Annotated in this window: 15 protein-coding genes; 7 read left to right on the top strand and 8 right to left on the bottom strand. The window is 71.3% G+C overall.

Annotated features, from left to right (window positions below; all coding sequences use genetic code 11):
* Positions 1-157: 157 nt before the first annotated feature.
* Positions 158-1,201: a 3-isopropylmalate dehydrogenase gene (locus AQJ84_RS30080; protein ID WP_030040492.1), complete on the bottom strand. Its 1,044-nt coding sequence runs from the start codon at positions 1,199-1,201 to the stop codon at positions 158-160.
* Between the two features lie 143 nt (positions 1,202-1,344).
* Here AQJ84_RS30080 and AQJ84_RS30085 point away from each other — a divergent pair, with 143 nt between their 5' ends.
* Complete coding sequence (locus AQJ84_RS30085) at positions 1,345-2,916, top strand: purple acid phosphatase family protein (protein ID WP_053191559.1); 1,572 nt, start codon at positions 1,345-1,347, stop codon at positions 2,914-2,916.
* A 58-nt stretch (positions 2,917-2,974) separates the two neighbouring features.
* Here AQJ84_RS30085 and AQJ84_RS44795 read toward each other — a convergent pair whose 3' ends face one another.
* The 3 genes from AQJ84_RS44795 to AQJ84_RS30095 form a co-directional block, all read right to left on the bottom strand.
* Entirely contained in the window at positions 2,975-3,106 is a 132-nt protein-coding gene (locus AQJ84_RS44795) for a hypothetical protein (RefSeq protein WP_107082724.1), read from the bottom strand.
* A gap of 305 nt (positions 3,107-3,411) precedes the next feature.
* Positions 3,412-5,043, bottom strand: a complete 1,632-nt coding sequence (pruA, locus tag AQJ84_RS30090; RefSeq protein ID WP_030040494.1) for an L-glutamate gamma-semialdehyde dehydrogenase — start codon at positions 5,041-5,043, stop codon at positions 3,412-3,414.
* 49 nt (positions 5,044-5,092) lie between these two features.
* Positions 5,093-6,019: a proline dehydrogenase family protein gene (locus AQJ84_RS30095; RefSeq protein ID WP_030040495.1), complete on the bottom strand. Its 927-nt coding sequence runs from the start codon at positions 6,017-6,019 to the stop codon at positions 5,093-5,095.
* A gap of 163 nt (positions 6,020-6,182) precedes the next feature.
* On the opposite strand from AQJ84_RS30095, the gene AQJ84_RS30100 reads away from it, so the two are divergent.
* From AQJ84_RS30100 to AQJ84_RS30120, 5 genes are all read left to right on the top strand, one after another.
* Complete coding sequence (locus AQJ84_RS30100; protein ID WP_053191561.1) at positions 6,183-7,457, top strand: PucR family transcriptional regulator; 1,275 nt, start codon at positions 6,183-6,185, stop codon at positions 7,455-7,457.
* Between the two features lie 122 nt (positions 7,458-7,579).
* Positions 7,580-9,076: an ABC transporter substrate-binding protein gene (locus AQJ84_RS30105; RefSeq protein ID WP_030040497.1), complete on the top strand. Its 1,497-nt coding sequence runs from the start codon at positions 7,580-7,582 to the stop codon at positions 9,074-9,076.
* Entirely contained in the window at positions 9,073-10,824 is a 1,752-nt protein-coding gene (locus AQJ84_RS30110) for an ABC transporter permease subunit (protein ID WP_053191563.1), read from the top strand. The genes AQJ84_RS30105 and AQJ84_RS30110 overlap by 4 nt, the downstream gene beginning before the upstream one ends.
* The gene (locus AQJ84_RS30115) at positions 10,814-11,797 is read left to right on the top strand and encodes an ABC transporter ATP-binding protein (RefSeq protein ID WP_053191565.1); all 984 of its coding nucleotides are present in this window, start codon (positions 10,814-10,816) and stop codon (positions 11,795-11,797) included. Before AQJ84_RS30110 ends, AQJ84_RS30115 begins: the two co-directional genes overlap by 11 nt.
* Positions 11,784-12,458, top strand: a complete 675-nt coding sequence (locus AQJ84_RS30120) for an ATP-binding cassette domain-containing protein (protein WP_030040501.1) — start codon at positions 11,784-11,786, stop codon at positions 12,456-12,458. The genes AQJ84_RS30115 and AQJ84_RS30120 overlap by 14 nt, the downstream gene beginning before the upstream one ends.
* Here AQJ84_RS30120 and AQJ84_RS30125 read toward each other — a convergent pair.
* The gene (locus tag AQJ84_RS30125) at positions 12,445-13,029 is read right to left on the bottom strand and encodes a TetR/AcrR family transcriptional regulator (RefSeq protein ID WP_030040502.1); all 585 of its coding nucleotides are present in this window, start codon (positions 13,027-13,029) and stop codon (positions 12,445-12,447) included. The genes AQJ84_RS30120 and AQJ84_RS30125 overlap by 14 nt on opposite strands.
* 97 nt (positions 13,030-13,126) lie before the next feature.
* On the opposite strand from AQJ84_RS30125, the gene AQJ84_RS30130 reads away from it, so the two are divergent.
* Positions 13,127-14,668, top strand: a complete 1,542-nt coding sequence (locus AQJ84_RS30130; RefSeq protein ID WP_053191566.1) for an MFS transporter — start codon at positions 13,127-13,129, stop codon at positions 14,666-14,668.
* A gap of 36 nt (positions 14,669-14,704) precedes the next feature.
* Here AQJ84_RS30130 and serA read toward each other — a convergent pair whose 3' ends face one another.
* From serA to ilvN, 3 genes are all read right to left on the bottom strand, one after another.
* Complete coding sequence (gene serA, locus AQJ84_RS30135; protein ID WP_030040505.1) at positions 14,705-16,294, bottom strand: phosphoglycerate dehydrogenase; 1,590 nt, start codon at positions 16,292-16,294, stop codon at positions 14,705-14,707.
* Between the two features lie 267 nt (positions 16,295-16,561).
* Entirely contained in the window at positions 16,562-17,563 is a 1,002-nt protein-coding gene (gene ilvC, locus AQJ84_RS30140) for a ketol-acid reductoisomerase (RefSeq protein ID WP_030040506.1), read from the bottom strand.
* Between the two features lie 118 nt (positions 17,564-17,681).
* A complete protein-coding gene (gene ilvN, locus AQJ84_RS30145; protein ID WP_030040507.1) occupies positions 17,682-18,209 on the bottom strand; it encodes an acetolactate synthase small subunit in 528 nt (175 codons plus the stop codon).
* Position 18,210: the final 1 nt, after the last annotated feature.

An 18,210-nucleotide genomic window follows, 5' to 3' on the forward strand; every position in this document is an offset into this window, starting at 1 on the left:
GTTCGATTATCGCGCGACGGAGGCCGAGGACGAAAACAGCGTGAATGCGACCCAGGGGATGATGGTGGCACCCGGCGGGGACATGCGAAAGCCGCCGGGTACGAGTGACCCGGCGGCTTGGGGAGATCTCGCTGGGGAGATCGAGGAGCGCGGCGGGTCAGCCGGCTACTCGTACGGCGAGGGCGTCGCCGATCTCCGTGGTGGAACGGGCGGGCTTGCCGGTGCGCTCCGCGAGGTCGGCGGAGACGGCGTCCTCGATGCGGGCCGCCTCGGCCTCGTAGCCGAGGTGGCGCAGCAGGAGGCCGACGGACAGGACCGTGGCGGTGGGGTCGGCCTTGCCCTGGCCGGCGATGTCCGGGGCCGAGCCGTGCACGGGCTCGAACATCGAGGGGAACTCGCCGGAGGGGTTGATGTTGCCGCTCGCGGCGACGCCGATGCCGCCGGAGACGGCCGCGGCAAGGTCGGTGATGATGTCGCCGAAGAGGTTGTCGGTGACGATCACGTCGAAGCGCTCGGGCTGCGTGACCAGGTAGATGGTCGCCGCGTCCACGTGCATGTACTCGGTGGTGACGTCGGGGAACTCCGCGGCCACCTTGTTGAAGATGTCGGTCCACAGGTGCCCGGCGAAGGTCAGCACGTTGTTCTTGTGGATCAGTGCGAGCTTCTTGCGGGGGCGGGCCTGGGCGCGGGCGAAGGCGTCACGGACCACGCGCTCGACACCGAAGGCGGTGTTGACCGAGACCTCGGTGGCGACCTCGTGCGGGGTGCCCTTGCGGATGGTGCCGCCGTTGCCGGTGTACGGGCCCTCGGTGCCCTCACGGACCACGACGAAGTCGATCTCCGGCTCGCCGGCCAGCGGGGTGGCGACACCCGGCAGCAGCTTCGACGGACGCAGGTTGACGTGGTGGTCGAAGAGGAAGCGGAGCTTCAGCAGGAAGCCGCGCTCCAGGACGCCGGACGGGACCGACGGGTCGCCGATCGCGCCGAGCAGGATCGCGTCGTGCTGCTTGAGGGCCTCGGCGTCCGCGTCGGTGAGGGTCTCACCGGTGGCGTGGTAGCGCGTGGCGCCGAAGTCGTACTCCTTGGTCTCCAGCTTCACATCCTGCGGGAGGACGGCGGAGAGGACCTTCAGGCCTTCGGCCACGACTTCCTGCCCGATGCCGTCACCGGGGATCACTGCGAGATTGATGCTGCGAGACATGTCGGCACCGTACTCCTTGTCCCATGGGATGACACGCTCCGTCCGCGATACGGACACCCACACGGGGGGACGGTGTCGTTCGTTCCGTTGGCGTTCACCCGTATGTGTGGCGGGTGTTGGGCTGCGATGGGAAGTTCACCGGCATGGACACACCGGACTTCGGCATTCCCCCGCAGCTCGCGCGTCGGATGAGCATGGCGGAGCAGTACGAGTACCTGCGCACCAGGCTGACCCGGCGCCGCACGCTGGTGACGGCCGGCGCGGTGGCGGGCGGGCTGCTGACCGGCTGCTCCTCCTCCGGGTCCGGATCCTCGGCCGCCGCGTCGGCGTCGGCGAGCGCCTCCTCTCGCGGGGCTGTCCACGGTTCTGTCATCGCGCCCTTCGGCCGCCATCTCGCCTTCGGCACCGACCCGAAGACCCAGATGCGGATCTCCTGGCAGGTGCCGCTCGCCGTACGGAAGCCGTACGTCCGCATCGGCACGCGACCCGACGACCTGAGCCGCCGGATCGAGGCCGAGGTCCGCGACCTGCACACGCCGGGAGTGACGGGCGTACGGCCGGCGCTCGACCAGTACTACCTGCACGCGGCCCTGGACGGCCTGCGCCCCGGCACGACGTACTACTACGGCGTCGGACACGACGGCCTCGATCCCGCGTCGCCGCGGCACCGCAGGACCGTCACGTCCTTCCGCACCGCCCCGGCGAGCCCCGAGCGGTTCGTGTTCACCGCCTTCGGCGACCAGGGTGTCAGCAAGGCGGCCGCCGCCAACGACCACGTCCTGCTCCGCCAGGACCCGGCCTTCCACCTGCACGCAGGTGACATCTGCTACGCCGACGTCAACGGCCGGGGTGAGAAGTCGGACGGCTACGACCCCGCCTTCTGGGACCTGTTCCTCCGGCAGAACGAGCCGGTCACCAGGTCCGTGCCCTGGATGGTGACGACCGGCAACCACGACATGGAGGCCTGGTACTCACCGGACGGCTACGGCGGCCAGCTGGCCCGCTGGTCCCTCCCGGACAACGGCTTCGACCCCCGCTCGGCCCCGGGCGTGTACGCCTTCACGTACGGCAACGTCGGCTTCGTGGCGCTGGACGCGAACGACGTGTCGTACGAGATCCCCGCCAACCTCGGCTACAGCGGCGGGAGGCAGACGGCCTGGCTGGACCGGAAGCTGACCGAGCTGCGGGCGGCCGAGGGCGTCGACTTCGTCGTCGTCTTCTTCCACCACTGCGCGTACTCGACCTCCTCGCACGCCTCCGACGGCGGTGTGCGCGACGCGTGGCTGCCACTGTTCGACCGGCACCAGGTGGACCTGGTGATCAACGGGCACAACCACGTCTACGAGCGCACCGACGCCGTCAAGGACGGGAAGGTCGGCGGGACGGTCCCGATCGGCGGAACCACCGACCCCACCCGGGACGGGACCGTGTACGTCACGGCGGGCGGTGGCGGCAAGGACCTGTACGGATTCCCGGACGGCGTGCAGGAGAGCTACCAGGGGCACGTCAGGGACCGCGAGTCCGTCGACACCTTCTCCTGGAGCAAGGACAAGGAGTCCGCGCCGGAGACCGTGGAGTGGTCGCGGGTGCGCTACCGGGGCTTCTCCTTCCTCTCGGTCGAGGCGGAGAGCGGGGCGCGGCCGCGCCTGAAGGTGTCGGCGCTGGCGCAGAGCGGGGAGCGGGTCGACGGGTTCGAGGTGCGGCGCGGCGGTTGAGACCGCGCCGCACCTCGAGCGGGTGCGGCTCCCGGCTCGAACGAAGAGGTGGGTCGGCTCAGTGGCCGGTCTCGCCGCCGTTGTCGCGGCGGTCGAGGGCGCGCTGCAGGGCGGCTGCGGCGTTCTTTCGGTCGGACTCGGGCGTACGGGAGATACGACGGACTCGGCGGCGGGCGGTCGTCTCGGCCATGGGAAATCGACTCCTTCGAATTCCTGGAGTGCACGGAGGATTGCGAGACGCCGGAAGGGGCGGGGAGCTGTGCCGCAGGGGTTGCCTGCACGGGGCGCGCTCTCGACCGCCATTCGCTTGGTCGAGCGAGACGTTCGGCTCCTACAAAGCTAAGGGAGGAGCACGCCCCTGTCTCCACAATTACTCGGACTTCCTACTATCTGAGACGGTGCAGTGGCTCACACCCCACTGAGCTGCGGTTTCACCGACGCGGACACACGAACGGGCCAGGTCGAGGACCTGGCCCGTTTCCCGTGGGGGGAGTGTCAGCCCATGTGCGGGTACGTGTAGTCGGTCGGCGGGACCAGCGTCTCCTTGATGGCGCGGGTGAGCGTCCAGCGCATCAGGTTCTGCGGGGCACCGGCCTTGTCGTTGGTGCCGGAGGCACGGCCGCCGCCGAAGGGCTGCTGGCCGACCACGGCGCCGGTCGACTTGTCGTTGATGTAGAAGTTGCCGGCCGCGTAGCGCAGCTTCTCCATCGTGTACGCCGCCGCCGCGCGGTCGCCCGAGACTACCGAGCCGGTCAGCGCGTAGTCGGACACCGACTCCATCTGCGTCAGCATCTCGTCGTACCGGTCGTCCTCGTAGACGTGCACGGCGAGGATCGGGCCGAAGTACTCCGTGGTGAAGACCTCGTTCTCCGGGTCGGTGCACTCGATGACGGTCGGCCGGACGAAGTAGCCGGTCGAGTCGTCGTACGAGCCGCCCGCGACGATCGTGCAGTGGGGGTCCGACTTGGCGCGGTCGATGGCCGCCTTGTTCTTGGCGAACGACCGCTCGTCGATGACCGCGCCGATGAAGTTCGACAGGTCGGTGACGTCACCCATGGTGAGGTAGTCGACCTCGGCGGCGAACTCCTCCTTGAAACCGGAGTTCCAGATGGAGGCCGGGATGTACGCCCGGGAGGTCGCGCTGCACTTCTGGCCCTGGTACTCGAAGGCACCACGGGTCAAAGCGGTCTTCAGGATCGCCCGGTCGGCGCTCGGGTGGGCGACGACGAAGTCCTTGCCGCCGGTCTCGCCGACCAGGCGCGGGTAGGAGCGGTACTTCTCGATGTTGTTGCCGACCGTCTTCCACAGGTACTGGAAGGTCTTGGTCGAGCCGGTGAAGTGGATGCCCGCGAGATCGCGGTGCTCCAGGGCGACCTTGGAGACCTCGATGCCGTCGCCGGTGACGAGGTTGATGACACCCTTGGGCAGCCCGGCCTCCTCCAGGATCCGCATGAGCAGCACGGCGGCGTGGGTCTGCGTCGGCGACGGCTTCCACACCACCACGTTGCCCATCAGCGCGGGCGCGGTCGGCAGGTTGCCGGCGATCGCCGTGAAGTTGAAGGGCGTGATCGCGTAGACGAAGCCCTCGAGGGGGCGGTGGTCGAGGCGGTTCCAGACGCCCGGGGAGTTCGCCGGGGGCTGCTCGGCGAGCAGGTCACGGGCGTACTTGACGTTGAAGCGCCAGAAGTCGACGAGCTCGCAGGGGGTGTCGATCTCGGCCTGCTGGGCGGTCTTGGACTGGCCGAGCATGGTGGAGGCGGCGAGCGTCTCGCGCCAGGGGCCGGCCAGCAGTTCGGCCGCGCGCAGGATGATCGCCGCACGGTCGTCGAAGGCCATCGCACGCCAGGCGGGCGCGGCGGCGAGGGCCGCGTCGATGGCGTCCTGGGCGTCCTGCTGGGTGGCGTTGCCGTAGGTACCGAGGACGGCCTTGTGGTTGTGCGGCTGCACGACGTCGAAGCGCTCGCCGCCGCCCAGTCGCTTCTGGCCGCCGATCGTCATCGGCAGGTCGACGGGGTTCTCGGCCAGTTCCTTCAGCTTGGCTTCCAGCCGGGCGCGCTCGGGCGAGCCGGGGGCATAGCCGTGCACCGGCTCGTTGACGGGGGTGGGGACCTGGGTCACAGCGTCCATGGGTTCCGTAACTCCTTCTTGAGCGGTGTGTGTCGAGCGGGGTGCGGGCTCAGCCCTTGGTGATCATGCTTCGTGCGAAGAACCGCAGGTTGGCGGGCTTCTCCGCGAGGCGCCTCATGAAGTAGCCGTACCAGTCGGTGCCGTAGGCGGTGTAGACACGCATCCGGTGGCCCTCGGCGGCGAGCCGCAGGTGCTCGTCGCCCCTGATGCCGTACAGCATCTGGAACTCGTACTCGTCGAGCTTGCGGCCGGCCTGCCGGGCGAGCTCCTGGGCGATGGAGATCAGGCGCGGGTCGTGGGACCCGATCATCGGGTACCCCTCGCCCTCCATCAGGACCTTCAGGATCCGGACGTACGCCTTGTCGATCTCATGCTTGTGCTGGTAGGCGACCTCGGCGGGCTCCTTGTACGCCCCCTTCACCAGCCGGACCCGGCTGCCGCTTTCGGCGAGGCGGCGGGCGTCGGCCTCGGTGCGGAACAGGTAGGCCTGGATGACGCAGCCGGTCTGCGGGAAGTCCTTCCGCAGCTCGTCGTGGATGGCGAACATCGAGTCGAGGGTGGTGTGGTCCTCCGCGTCGAGCGTGACGGTCGTCCCGATGGCGGCGGCGGCCTCGACGACGGGCCGGACGTTGGCGAGGGCCAGTTCGTGGCCGCCGGGCAGCGCCTGTCCGAACATGGACAGCTTGACCGACATCTCGGCGCGGGTGCCCAGCTCCAGCTGCTTCAGCCGGTCGACGAGCTCCAGGTACGCGTCCCGCGCGGCGGCGGCCTGCTCGGGGGTGGTGATGTCCTCGCCGACGACGTCCATCGTCAGCTCCAGGCCCCGGTCCGTCAGCTCCCGGACGATCGGCACGACCTCGTCCACGGTCTCACCGGGAATGAAGCGGTCGACGACCTGCTTGGTCACCGGCGCCGCCGAGATCAGGCGGCGCATCCGGTCGCTGCGCGACGCGGCGAGAATCACGGGACCCAACACGGGGCACCTCCACATACCAACCCAGATGAGGCCGCCTCCCGACGATCCGGGAACGGCACGGAGAACCACCGTGAAACCTAAGGATCCCTCCGATCGTCGGCCATCGACAGCTGTCACGCATCCGTGCCGCAGATCTCAGACAGATGTATGAAGGGCTCGCGAAATGCGGGAGAATGCCCGGGTGACGACGTCGGACCACAAGGACCACAAGGACGACTACCAGGAGCTGGTCGACGAGCTCTCGGCGCTGCTCGGCACCCCGGCGACGCTCGAGAGCCGGGACTTCGAGCTGATCGCCTTCGGCGCCTACGACAGCGAGGGCGAGCTCGACGCCTCGGCCCTGGACCCGGTGCGCACCCGCTCGATCCTCACCCGGCGCTCCACGGCCGCCGTCCGGACCTGGTTCGAGGGCTTCGGCATCACCCGGGCGACCGGTCCGGTCCGCATTCCGCCCACCCCTGAGGCGGGCGTCTACCGCGGCCGGATCTGTCTGCCCGTACGCCACCGGGGCGCCGCCCTCGGATACGTCTGGCTCCTGGACGACGACCCGGGCCCGACCGGGCTCCAGCTCACGGCCGCGATGGAGGTGACCGCCCGGATCGGCGCGCTGCTCGCGGACGAGGCACAGCACGGCGCGGACCTCTCGCGGGAGCTGCGGGCGGTGCTCACCGCCGAACGCGGCTGGCCGCGCGACATGGCGGTGGCCGAACTGCGCACCGCTCTCGGCCCGCGCGCCGACACCCTCCACACGGTCGTCTGCGTGACCCCGTGGCCCTCCGCCGACCCGGACGACGCCCCCTCCGTCCGCACGGTGCCGGGGGCCACGGCCCTGTGCACCCTTCCCTGGGGGGCGACGGCCACCTCCCTCGCCCTCCTGGTGCGCCTGCGCTCGACGGACGTCCTCACGCCGGCGACCTCGGCGGCGAGCCGGCTGCTGGAGCGGGCTCGGCAGGGACCGTGGGGCGAGCAGGACTCCGCCAAGGCAGCCGCCCCGGCCGCCTCCAGGGCCGCCGCCAGTGTCCCTCCCGGTGTCGCCGCGGGGATCGCCGCCGCCCGCACCGGCCTCGCCGACCTGGGCACCGCCTGGCACGAGGCGTCGGCAGCCGCCCGCGCCGCCCTCGCGGAACCCCACCTCGGCCCGGTAGCCGAGTGGTCGTCGATCGGCCCGTACCGCCTCCTGACCTCGCTCCCCCCGGAGACGGTCCAGGACCCCGCCGTACGCACCCTCCTCTCCCCCGCCCACCGCGAGCTGGCCCGCACCGCCGAGGTGTACCTGGACTGCGCGGGGCAGGCCGGCCGCACGGCGGCGGAACTGGGCATCCACCGGCAGACGCTCTACTACCGGCTCTCGCGGGTGGAGCAGCTGACGGGCCTGGACCTCGACGACGGGGAGGACCGGCTGTTGCTGCACATGGCGTTGAAGGGGGCGCGGCTGTAGCGGGGCGCGGCTGTAGCGGGCGCCGCCGCTGGTCCGACATCCGGGACGCAGTTGATGAAAACGATTGTCATCGTGCTACGGTCACCTCGCTCCCTTGACCACCCCTTTGCCCGGAGGGCCCTGTGCGCCTGCCCGCCCGCCGTCTGCTGCCCGCCACCGCCGTCGCGGCCGTCTCCGCCCTGCTCACCGGCTGTTTCGCCGGCGCGGAGTCGGCCACGGAGGGCGAAGCGGGCGGCAAACGAATACGTGTCGCGATGATGCAGCCCCCGCGCTCGGGGCTCTCCCCGCTGTCCGACGACGCGTTCAAGCTGTCCCGCTGGTCGACGGCCGAGACGCTGGTGCGGCTGGACGAGGACGGCGACGCCGAGCCCGCGCTGGCCACCAAGTGGACTCAGTCGGGCAGGAGTTGGACCTTCACCCTCAGAGAGGGCGTCACCTTCCACGACGGCACGGACCTGACCGCCGAGACCGTCGTCCGCTCGCTCGGCGAGGCCGCCGACGCCTCCCCCAAGCCGCGCATCCTGGACGGCGTGGACCTGACGGCGAAGGCCCGGGGCGAACACACGGTCGTCGTCACCACCGGCACCGAGGACCCCCTCGTCCCGCAGCGGCTCAGCTCCCCGCAGCTGTCGATCCTCGCGGCGAAGGCGTACACCGGGAAGACGGTGAACCCGGTCGGCGCCGGCACCGGCCCCTTCGAGCTGACCAGGGTCGACGGCACCTCCTCCGCCACCCTCGACCGCTACGACGGCTACTGGGGCGGCAAGGCCCAGGCCCCCGGAATCGACGTCAGGTTCGTGCCGGACGGGACCGCCCGCGCCGCCGCGCTGCGCAGCGGCGAGGCCGACATCGTCGAGGCGGTGCCCGTGTCGCAGGCCGCGCTGCTCGACGAGGACCTGATCACCGAGGTCCCGATGCCGCGCACCAACACGCTGTATCTGAACACCGAGAAGGGCGCCTTCAAGGACGCCTCGCTGCGCGCCGCCGCCCGCGAGGCGATCGACGCCGAGTCGATCGTGAAGGGTGTGTACGAGGGACGCGCCGACGTCGCCGAGGGACTGCTGGGGCCCGCCCTGCCCTGGGCGTCCGAACTGCGCGCCCCGGTGTCCCGCGCCAAGGCGGGCGCCCCGTCCGGGAAGACCATCACCATCGGCACCTTCACGGACCGCGCCGAACTGCCCGAGGTGGCGGCCACCCTGCAACAGCAGCTCCAGAAGGCCGGCTTCAAGGTCAGGCTCGACGTCCGTGAGTACGCCAACATCGAAAGCGACGCGCTGGCGGGCGAGTTCGACGCGTTCATCCTGTCCCGGGCCACCGTCCTCGACTCCGGTGACCCGGCCGCCTACCTCTACAGCGACTTCGCCTCCGACGGCTCCTTCAACATCTCCCAGCTCGCGAACTCCGGGGTGGACAGGGCCCTGACGAAGGCGGGCGGCACGCGCAGCGGTGAGGCCCGGCGCAAGGCGGTCATCCAGGCCGAGGCCGCCGTGCTCGCCACCGACGCCGCCGTGCCCATGCTGCACGAGCGGGTGATCCAGGGCGACGCCGCCTCGGTCGTCGGCGCCGCCCACGACCCCCGTGAGCGGGAGCTGGTCACGGCGGACACCCACCTCAAGTGAAGCGCCCCACGTTCCCCTCGGGCACGGCCGGGGCGACCCGGGCACTGTGCCTGCTCGCGGTCCTGACCACCGTGGGCCTGCTGCCCTGGCTCTCCGGCAGGGACCCCGCCCTCACGGTCCTGCGGGCCCGCTCCGCCGAGCAGGAGCCGACCGAGGAGGCGCTGGACGCCGTACGCCAGGATCTCGGACTCGACGCCGGTCCCCTCTCGCTGCTGGGGAAGTGGGCCTCGGACCTGGCGCGCGGGGACCTCGGCACGTCCTGGGTCTCCGGCACCGACGTCCTGCCCTCGGTCGCCTCCGGGCTCCAGGTGTCGCTGGCGCTGATGGGCGTGGCCTTCGGTGTGGCGGTGCTGCTGGCGTGCGCGCTGGTGGCGCCCGTGCTGGTCCGGGGGCGCGGGTCGGCGGGGGCCTGGGCCGCGATGCTGGCGGCCCTGCCCGAGTTCCTGCTGGCCACGGTCGCGCTGCTGGTGTGCGGGGTGTGGCTGGGATGGCTGCCGACGTCCGGCTGGCAGGGCCCGCTGTACATGGTCCTGCCCGCGCTCGCCCTCGGTGTCCCGGCGGGCGGTCTGCTCGGCCGGCTCGTCGCGGACGCGCTGCCGGCCGTGCTGGACGAGCGGTGGGTGGAGTTGTGGCGAGGGGCCGGAGTCAGCCGCGGGAGTGTCTCGGCGGCCGCGCTCAAGCGCGTACTGCCGCCGCTGGTACCGCAGTTCGGCATGGTCGCGGTGGGGCTGACGGGCGGCGCGGTGGCCGTGGAGACCGTGTTCGCCGTGCCCGGCATCGGCCGTACGGCGCTCGGCGCGGCCAAGTCCCAGGATCTGCCGCTGCTCCAGGGGGCCGTCCTGGCCCTGCTGCTGCTCGGTCTGGTCACCGGCGCGGCGGCGGCGCTGGTACGGCGTCGGCTGCTGGGCCCGGCCCTGCGGGACTCCGGGCTGTCCCTGCCGCCGGCCCGGCCGGTCCGCGCGCACCCGGTGATCCCGCTGGCCCTGTTCACGGTGCTGGCCGTGACGATCGGCTGGGGCCTGCTGCGCGACCCGTACGCCCTCGACACGACCGCGCGGCTGGCCGCGCCCTCCTGGTCGCACCCGCTCGGTACCGACGGTCTGGGCCGCGACGTACTCGCCCGGCTCGGACACGGCGCCGCCCCCACGGTCGGCACGGCGGCGGCCGTCTGCCTGCTGAGCCTGCTGGTCGCCCTGACACTCGGCTTCCTGCCCGGCGTCGCGGCCGGCGCGGCGGACATCGCCAACGCCCTGCCTCCGGTGATCGTCGGCATCCTGGTCGCCGCGGTGGCCGGGCCCGGCACCGGCGGGGCGGCCCTCGCGGTCGCGCTGATCTCCTGGCCGCCCCTGGCCGCACACGCGGCGGCCCTGGTGCAGGAGGTGCGCGCGTCCGCGTTCCTCACCGCCCAGCGGGCCATCGGCGCGTCGCCGTGGTGGATCCTCACCCGGCACGTGCTTCCGTCGGTGGCGGCGCCCGTGGCCCGGCACGCCCTGCTCCGGCTGCCCGGCATCGCCCTCGCCCTGGCCTCCCTCGGCTTCCTCGGCCTGGGCGCCCAGCCGCCCGCCCCGGAGTGGGGCCTGCTGCTCGACGAGTCCCGCGCCTACGTGGAACGCGCCCCGTGGGCGGCGCTCGCCCCGGCGGTGGCGCTGGCCCTGCTGGCCGGTCTCGCGGTGTCGGGCGCGGCGTACGCACAGGGCCGTCGGACCACTCGACGCGTCACGAAGAAGGAGGCCCTCGTTGCGGCCTGAGCCCCTGCTGTCGGTACGCGATCTGCGGATCGCCTTCGACGGCGTCGAGGCCGTGCGCGGCCTGTCCTTCGACGTCCGCCCGCGCGAAGTCCTCGCCGTGGTCGGCGAGTCGGGCGCGGGCAAGTCCCTCACGGCCCGGGCGCTGCTGGGGATGCTGCCGCCGGACGCGACGACGAGCGGGACCGTCCGGCTGCTCGGCGAGACCGACCTCGCGGCCCAGCGCGGCCGGCGCATCGCCCTGGTCCCGCAGGACGCGCTGTCCGCCCTCTCCCCCGTGCACACCGTGGGGGACCAACTCGCCGCCGCGGTGAGGTCCGTGACCCGTGTGTCGCGCAAGGAGGCCCGGGCCCGGGCGGTGGCCGCACTCGACCGCGTGGGCATCCCGGACGCCGCCCGCAAGGCGCGGGCGTATCCGCACGAGTACTCCGGCGGCATGCGGCAGCGGGCGGTCATCGCGATGGCTACCGTCAACGCACCCGACGTCCTGGTCGCCGACGAACCGACCACCGCCCTCGACGAGGAACGCCGGGAGCAGGTCCTGAGCGTCCTCGGCGAGCAGCGGGAGGCGGTCGGGGCGGCGCTCGTGCTGGTCACCCACGATCTGGAGGTGGTGGGCCGGCACGCCGACCGCGCGCTGGTCATGTACGCCGGACGACTGACCGAACTGGGCCCGGCCAAGGAGGTGTTGGGCCGCCCCCTGGCCCCCTACACGGCGGGCCTGCTGGCGTCCCTCCCCCGGTACGCCCCCGCCGGCCGCCGCCTGCCCACCCTTCCCGGCACCCCGCCCGCGCCGGGCGCGTTGCCCGAGGGCTGCGCCTTCGCCCCGCGCTGCCCGCTGGCCGCGGACGCCTGTCACCACGAGGAACCGGAGCCGCAGCGGCTGGACGAACGGCTCGTGGCCTGCCACCGCCAGGCCGAAATCCCCCACCCCGCGGTCGAGTTGTTCCGGGAGGAGCCGCATGCCGCTTCTTGACGTCCGCGATCTCGTCGTCCGATACGGCCCCCTCACGGCGGTGGATCACGTCTCCTTCACCCTGCGGGCCGGAGAGACCCTCGCCCTCAACGGCCCCTCCGGCTGCGGCAAGTCCTCCACCGCCTTGGCCGTGCTTGTGCTGCGCCGACCGGACGCCGGTGAAGTGCGCTTCGAGGGACGGGAGTTGACGACCCTTACGGAAGGCGAGCTCCGCCCCCTCCGTCCGCTTATGCAGCCCGTGTTCCAGGATCCGTACGGCTCCCTCAGCCCCCGCCACCGCATCCGTGACGCGGTGGCGGAACCGCTGAAGGTGCAGGGCCGCTGGAGCGCGGGGGCCGGCCCGGCGCGGGTGGCCGAACTCCTCGACCGGGTCGGTCTCGACCCGTCGTACGGGGACCGGTACCCGCACGAGCTCTCCGGCGGCCAGTGCCAGCGCGCCGGCATCGCCCGGGCGCTCGCCTCCGAGCCACGTCTGCTGGTCCTCGACGAACCGGTCTCGGCCCTCGACCCGTCCGTGCGGGCCGGCGTGCTGAACCTGCTGGCCGACCTGCGGGACGAGCTCGGCCTCGGCTACCTGTTCATCTGCCACGACCGGGCGGTCGTACGGCACTTCGCGGACCGGGTGCTGGAGATGCGGGCCGGGCGGATCAGCGCTTCGTAGCCGCGGCGATCACCTGGCGCAGACCCTCCGCGATCTGCTCCGCACCGGGCGCGGTCTTCGGGTCGAAGGTCCACTGCGCGATGAGGCCCGTCATCAGGGTCACGTACAACATGCCGACGGTGTCGGCGGTCTCGTCGGAGACGTCCTCCTCGCGGCCGCCCATGAGCAGCGGGATCAGGCCGCGCCCGGCCTCCCGCTGGGCGCGGGCCAGGTGGTCACGCACCTCGGGCAGCTGGTCGCCCATGGTGACGACCTCCATGCTGAGGTGCCAGAGGGAACCCGGCTGCCGCATGGTGCCGATGATGTTCGACCACACCTCCTGGAACCGTTCGAGGGAACCGGGCTCGGTGGCGCTCAGGCCGGCCTCGCCCCCCTCGAACGCGTCGCCCATCCCCTCGACCAGCGAGACGTACGCCTGGGCCAGCAGCGCGCCCTTCGAGCCGTAGTGATAGCCGATCGAGGCGAGGTTGGTCCCCGACTCCTTGACGATGTCGCGCGCCGTCGTCCGCGCGAAGCCCTTCTGCAGCAGGCAGCGCTTGGCGCCTTCGAGCAGATCCTCACGGTGTCCCATGCGGCCCACCCTACCGCCGCCCCATACAACCGTCCTAGACGCACGTATTACACAAGCGTTCTAGACAGACGTTTAATACGTGCGTACATTCCTCGGCATGACGACGAACCCGACGAGCACCGCCCCGCCCCCCGCCCGAGCCGGGCGCCGCGAATGGACCGCCCTCGGCGTGCTGATGCTCCCGCTGCTGCTGGTCTCGATGGATGTCTCCGTGCTCTACTTCGCCATCCCGGCGATCAGCGCGGACCTGGCCCCGAGCGGCACCCAACAGCTGTGGATCTTCGACATCTACGCGTTCGTGCTGGCCGGACTGCTGATGACGATGGGCTCGCTCGGCGACCGCGTCGGCCACCGCAGGCTCCTGCTGACCGGCGCCGCCGCCTTCGGCACCGCCTCACTGGTGGCGGCGTACGCGAACAGCGCCGAGACCCTGATCGCGGCCCGCGCGCTCCTCGGCATCGGCGGCGCCACGCTGATGCCGTCGACGATGGCCCTGCTGCGCACCATGTTCACCGACCCCGGCCAGCGCGCGAAGGCGATCGGCATGTGGTCCGGCGTGATGACGGCCGGGATCGCACTCGGCTCGGTGATGAGCGGTGTCCTGGTCGAGTTCTTCTGGTGGGGCTCGGTCTTCCTGGTCAACCTGCCCGCCATGGCCCTGCTGCTGGCCCTGGGCCCGGTGCTGCTCCCCGAGTCGAGGAACCCCGCCCCCGGCCGCTTCGACTGGCTGGGCGTCCCCCTGTCGATGGCCGCCGTGCTCCCCGTGATCTACGGCCTGAAGGAGATCCCCTCGGAGGGCTGGAACGTCCGCTACGTCGTCTCGATCACCGTCGGACTGCTCTTCGCGGCCTTGTTCGTGCGCCGCCAGCGCACCGTGGACTCGCCGATGATCGACCCCGCCCTGTTCCGCGGCCGCGGCTTCGCGCCGTCCGTCGCCCTGAACCTCGTCTCGGCGTTCGGGATCATGGGGTCGGCCTACTTCACCACGCAGTACCTGCAGTCGGTGCTCGACAAGAGCGCGCTGGAGGCGGCCCTGTGGGCGCTGCTGCCGTCGCTGCCGATCGGGGCCGCGGCGCCGGCCGCGACCGCCCTGGTCCTCAGGGGCGTCGACCGCGCGCACGTCGTCACCGCGGGCTTCGCGATCGCCGCGGGCGGCTTCGCGCTGCTCGCCCTCGCCGGTACGGACTCGATGGGGCTGGTGCTGACGTCCTGCGGTGTCCTCGCGGTCGGCGGCGTCACCGTGATGTCCCAGATCATGGACCTCGCGATGGGCAGCGCCCCGGTCGAACGGGCGGGCAGCGCGTCCTCACTGATGGAGACGGGCGCGGAGTTCGGCGGCGCGCTGGGCATGGCGCTGCTCGGGTCGATCGGTACGGCGGTCTACCGCCACGAGATCCCGGCCTCGGCACCGGAGGCGGCCCACGAGACGCTGGGAGGAGCGCTGGCGGTCGCCGACCGGGTGCCCGGGCTGGCGGCCGCGGCCCGGGAGGCGTTCACCAGCGGGATGCAGGGAGCGGCGATCGCGGGGGCGGTGGTCCTGGCGGGGGCGGCGGCGGTTGCGGCGGTGACGCTGCGGGGGCTGCACGCGCACAGCAGGACGCCGGACGAGCCGAGTGATCTCAGCCCGTCCGGCGTCTGAAGCTCCTCCCGGGAGCGCGGCCCCCGGGTGGTGATGTCAGACGAGGTTCACGGCGCGAGCGGACGTCGCGCCGATCTCCTCGGCGACCTCGGTCAGCACTCCGGCCGGCACCGTGTCGTCCACGGTCAGCACGGCCAGCGCCTCGCCGCCGGCCACCGCACGCGACACCTGCATGCCGGCGATGTTGATGCCGGCCTCGCCGAAGACACGGCCCACGGTGCCCACGACACCCGGACGGTCCTCGTACTTGAGGACGACCATGTGGTCGGCGAGCGCGAGATCCACGTCGTACTCGCCGACGGCGACGATCTTCTGCAGGTGCTTCGGGCCGGCCAGCGTGCCGGACACCGACACCTCCTCGCCGTTGCCGAGCGTGCCGCGCACGGTCACGACGTTACGGTGGTCGGCCGACTCCGAGCTGGTCGTCAGCCGCACCTCGACACCGCGCTCCTGCGCGAACAGCGGGGCGTTGACGTACGACACCGTCTCGTCGACGACGTCCTCGAAGACACCCTTGAGGGCGCTGAGCTCCAGCACCTTCACGTCATGCTGGGTGATCTCGCCGTAGACCTCGACGTCGAGGCGGACCGCGACCTCACCGGCGAGCGCCGTGAAGATCCGGCCGAGGCGCTCGGCGAGCGGCAGACCCGGCTTGACGTCCTCGGCGATGACACCGCCCTGGACGTTCACCGCGTCCGGCACGAGCTCACCGGCGAGGGCGAGGCGCACCGAGCGGGCGACCGCGATACCGGCCTTCTCCTGCGCCTCGTCGGTGGACGCGCCGAGGTGCGGGGTGCACACGACCTGGTCCAGCTCGAACAGCGGCGAGTCGGTGCACGGCTCCTTCGCGTACACGTCCAGGCCGGCGCCGGCGACGCGGCCCTCCTTGAGCGCGGAGTACAGCGCCTCCTCGTCGACGATCCCGCCGCGCGCGGCGTTCACGATGCGCACCGACGGCTTGACCTTGTGCAGCGCCTCGTCGCCGATGAGACCGAGGGTCTCGGGGGTCTTCGGCAGGTGCACGGTGATGAAGTCGGCGACCTCGAGCAGCTCGTCGAGCGACAGCACCTTGACGCCCATCTGCGCGGCCCGCGCGGGCTGCACGTAGGGGTCGTAGGCGACGACCTTCATGCCGAAGGCCGACATGCGCTGGGCGACGAGCGCGCCGATGCGGCCGAGACCGACGACACCGAGGGTCTTCTCGGCGAGCTCCACACCCGTGTACTTGCTGCGCTTCCACTCGCCGTTCTTCAGGGCGGTGTTGGCCTGGGGGATGTGGCGCGCGGTCGCGACCAGCAGTCCGCAGGCCAGCTCGGCGGCGGTGACGATGTTAGAGGTGGGGGCGTTGACGACCATCACACCGGCCTTGGTGGCGGCGGAGACGTCGACGTTGTCCAGGCCGACGCCGGCTCGAGCGACGACCTTCAGCTTGTTGGCGGCGGCGATGGCCTCGGCGTCGACCTTGGTGGCCGAACGGACCAGGATGGCGTCGACCTCGGCGATGGCGGGGAGCAGTTCGGCGCGGTCGGCGCCGTTGCAGTGCCGGATCTCGAAGTCCGGCCCGAGCGCGTCGACGGTGGCGGGCGACAGCTCTTCAGCGATGAGTACGACTGGTTTCGAGCTCACGTGAGTCCTCACATGTCCAATGCGGACGGCCGTCCCGACGGCCGCATGCGGTGGAGGGTTGCTAGCCGCGTGGAAGACGCACGACGCTGTGGGCCTGACGCGTATGTAGTACGGCAGTGTAGTGGCGCGGCTGAGGTCGTCTTACGCCTCGGCGGAAGGATCACCCGTCCGTGGCCGGACAGGTGGGACGACACCCGGCGGGGGCGGGCGTCACCCGGTGCGCCGAAGGGGCCGGAACGGATGCTCCGGCCCCTTCGGGCTGAGGGCCTACGCCTCGTCGTCGTTGACCCACGACATGAGCTTGCGCAGCTCCTTGCCGGTGGTCTCCAGGAGGTGGTTCTCGTCCTGGGTCTTGTACTCGTTGTACTTCTTCAGGCCGCCGTGGTACTCGGCCATCCACTCACGGGCGAAGGTGCCGTCCTGGATCTCGGCGAGGACCTTCTTCATCTCGGCCTTGGTGGCGTCGGTGATGATGCGCGGGCCGGTGACGTAGTCGCCCCACTCGGCGGTCTCGGAGACGGACCAGCGCATCTTCTCCAGGCCGCCCTCGTACATGAGGTCGACGATCAGCTTCAGCTCGTGGAGGCACTCGAAGTAGGCGATCTCCGGCTGGTAGCCCGCCTCCGTCAGCGTCTCGAAGCCGGCCTTGACCAGCGCGGCCGTACCACCGCAGAGGACGGCCTGCTCACCGAACAGGTCGGTCTCGGTCTCCTCGGTGAAGGTGGTCTTGATGACGCCGGCGCGGGTGCCGCCGATGCCCTTGGCGTACGACAGGGCCAGCGCGAAGGCGTTGCCGGTGGCGTCCTGCTCGACGGCCGCGATACACGGAACGCCGCGGCCCTCCTCGTACTGGCGACGGACGAGGTGGCCCGGGCCCTTGGGGGCGACCATGCAGACGTCGATGCCGGCCGGGGGCTTGATGAAGTCGAAGCGGATGTTCAGACCGTGGCCGAAGAAGAGGGCGTCGCCCTCCTTGAGGTTGTCCTTGATGGACTCCTCGTAGACCTGGGCCTGGATCGGGTCCGGGACGAGGATCATGATGACGTCGGCCTCGGTGGCGGCCTCGGCCGGGGTCACCACGCGCAGCCCCTGCTCCTCGGCCTTCGCCTTGGACTTGGAGCCCTCGTGCAGACCGACACGCACGTCGACACCCGAGTCACGGAGCGACAGCGCGTGGGCGTGGCCCTGGCTGCCGTAACCGATGACCGCGACCTTGCGGCCCTGGATGATGGACAGGTCGGCGTCGGCGTCGTAGAACAGCTCGGCCACTTTGGGTTCTCTCCTTGTGTGCAGGTGTTGCGTTCCACCGTATGACGGCGGGCGGAAGTGAAGTTTCGGGGTCTCGGTATACGGGCGGTCGGTGGTCGCCGACCGCCCGGACACGTCGTTATGCCGACCGGTCGAGGGCGCGCAGCGACCGGTCCGTGATCGAACGCGACCCGCGTCCGATCGCGATGGTGCCCGACTGGACGAGTTCCTTGATGCCGAACGGCTCCAGCATCTTGAGCATCGCGGACAGCTTGTCACTGCTGCCGGTCGCCTCGATGGTGACGGCCTCGGGGGAGACGTCGACCGTCTTGGCGCGGAACAGCTGGACGATCTCGACGATCTGGGAGCGCGTCTCGTTGTCGGCGCGCACCTTCACCAGAACGAGTTCACGCTGGACGGCGGAGCCCGGCTCCAGCTCGACGATCTTCAGCACGTTGACGAGCTTGTTGAGCTGCTTGGTGACCTGCTCGAGCGGCAGTTCCTCGATCACGTTCACCACGATGGTGATACGGGAGATCTCCGGGTGCTCGGTGACGCCCACGGCGAGCGAGTCGATGTTGAAGCCTCGGCGGGAGAACAGGGCGGCGATCCGGGCGAGGATGCCGGGCGTGTTCTCCACCAGGACGGAGAGCGTGTGCTTGGACATG

Source organism: Streptomyces resistomycificus (assembly GCF_001514265.1).
GTDB classification, from domain to species: Bacteria; Actinomycetota; Actinomycetes; order Streptomycetales; family Streptomycetaceae; genus Streptomyces; species Streptomyces resistomycificus.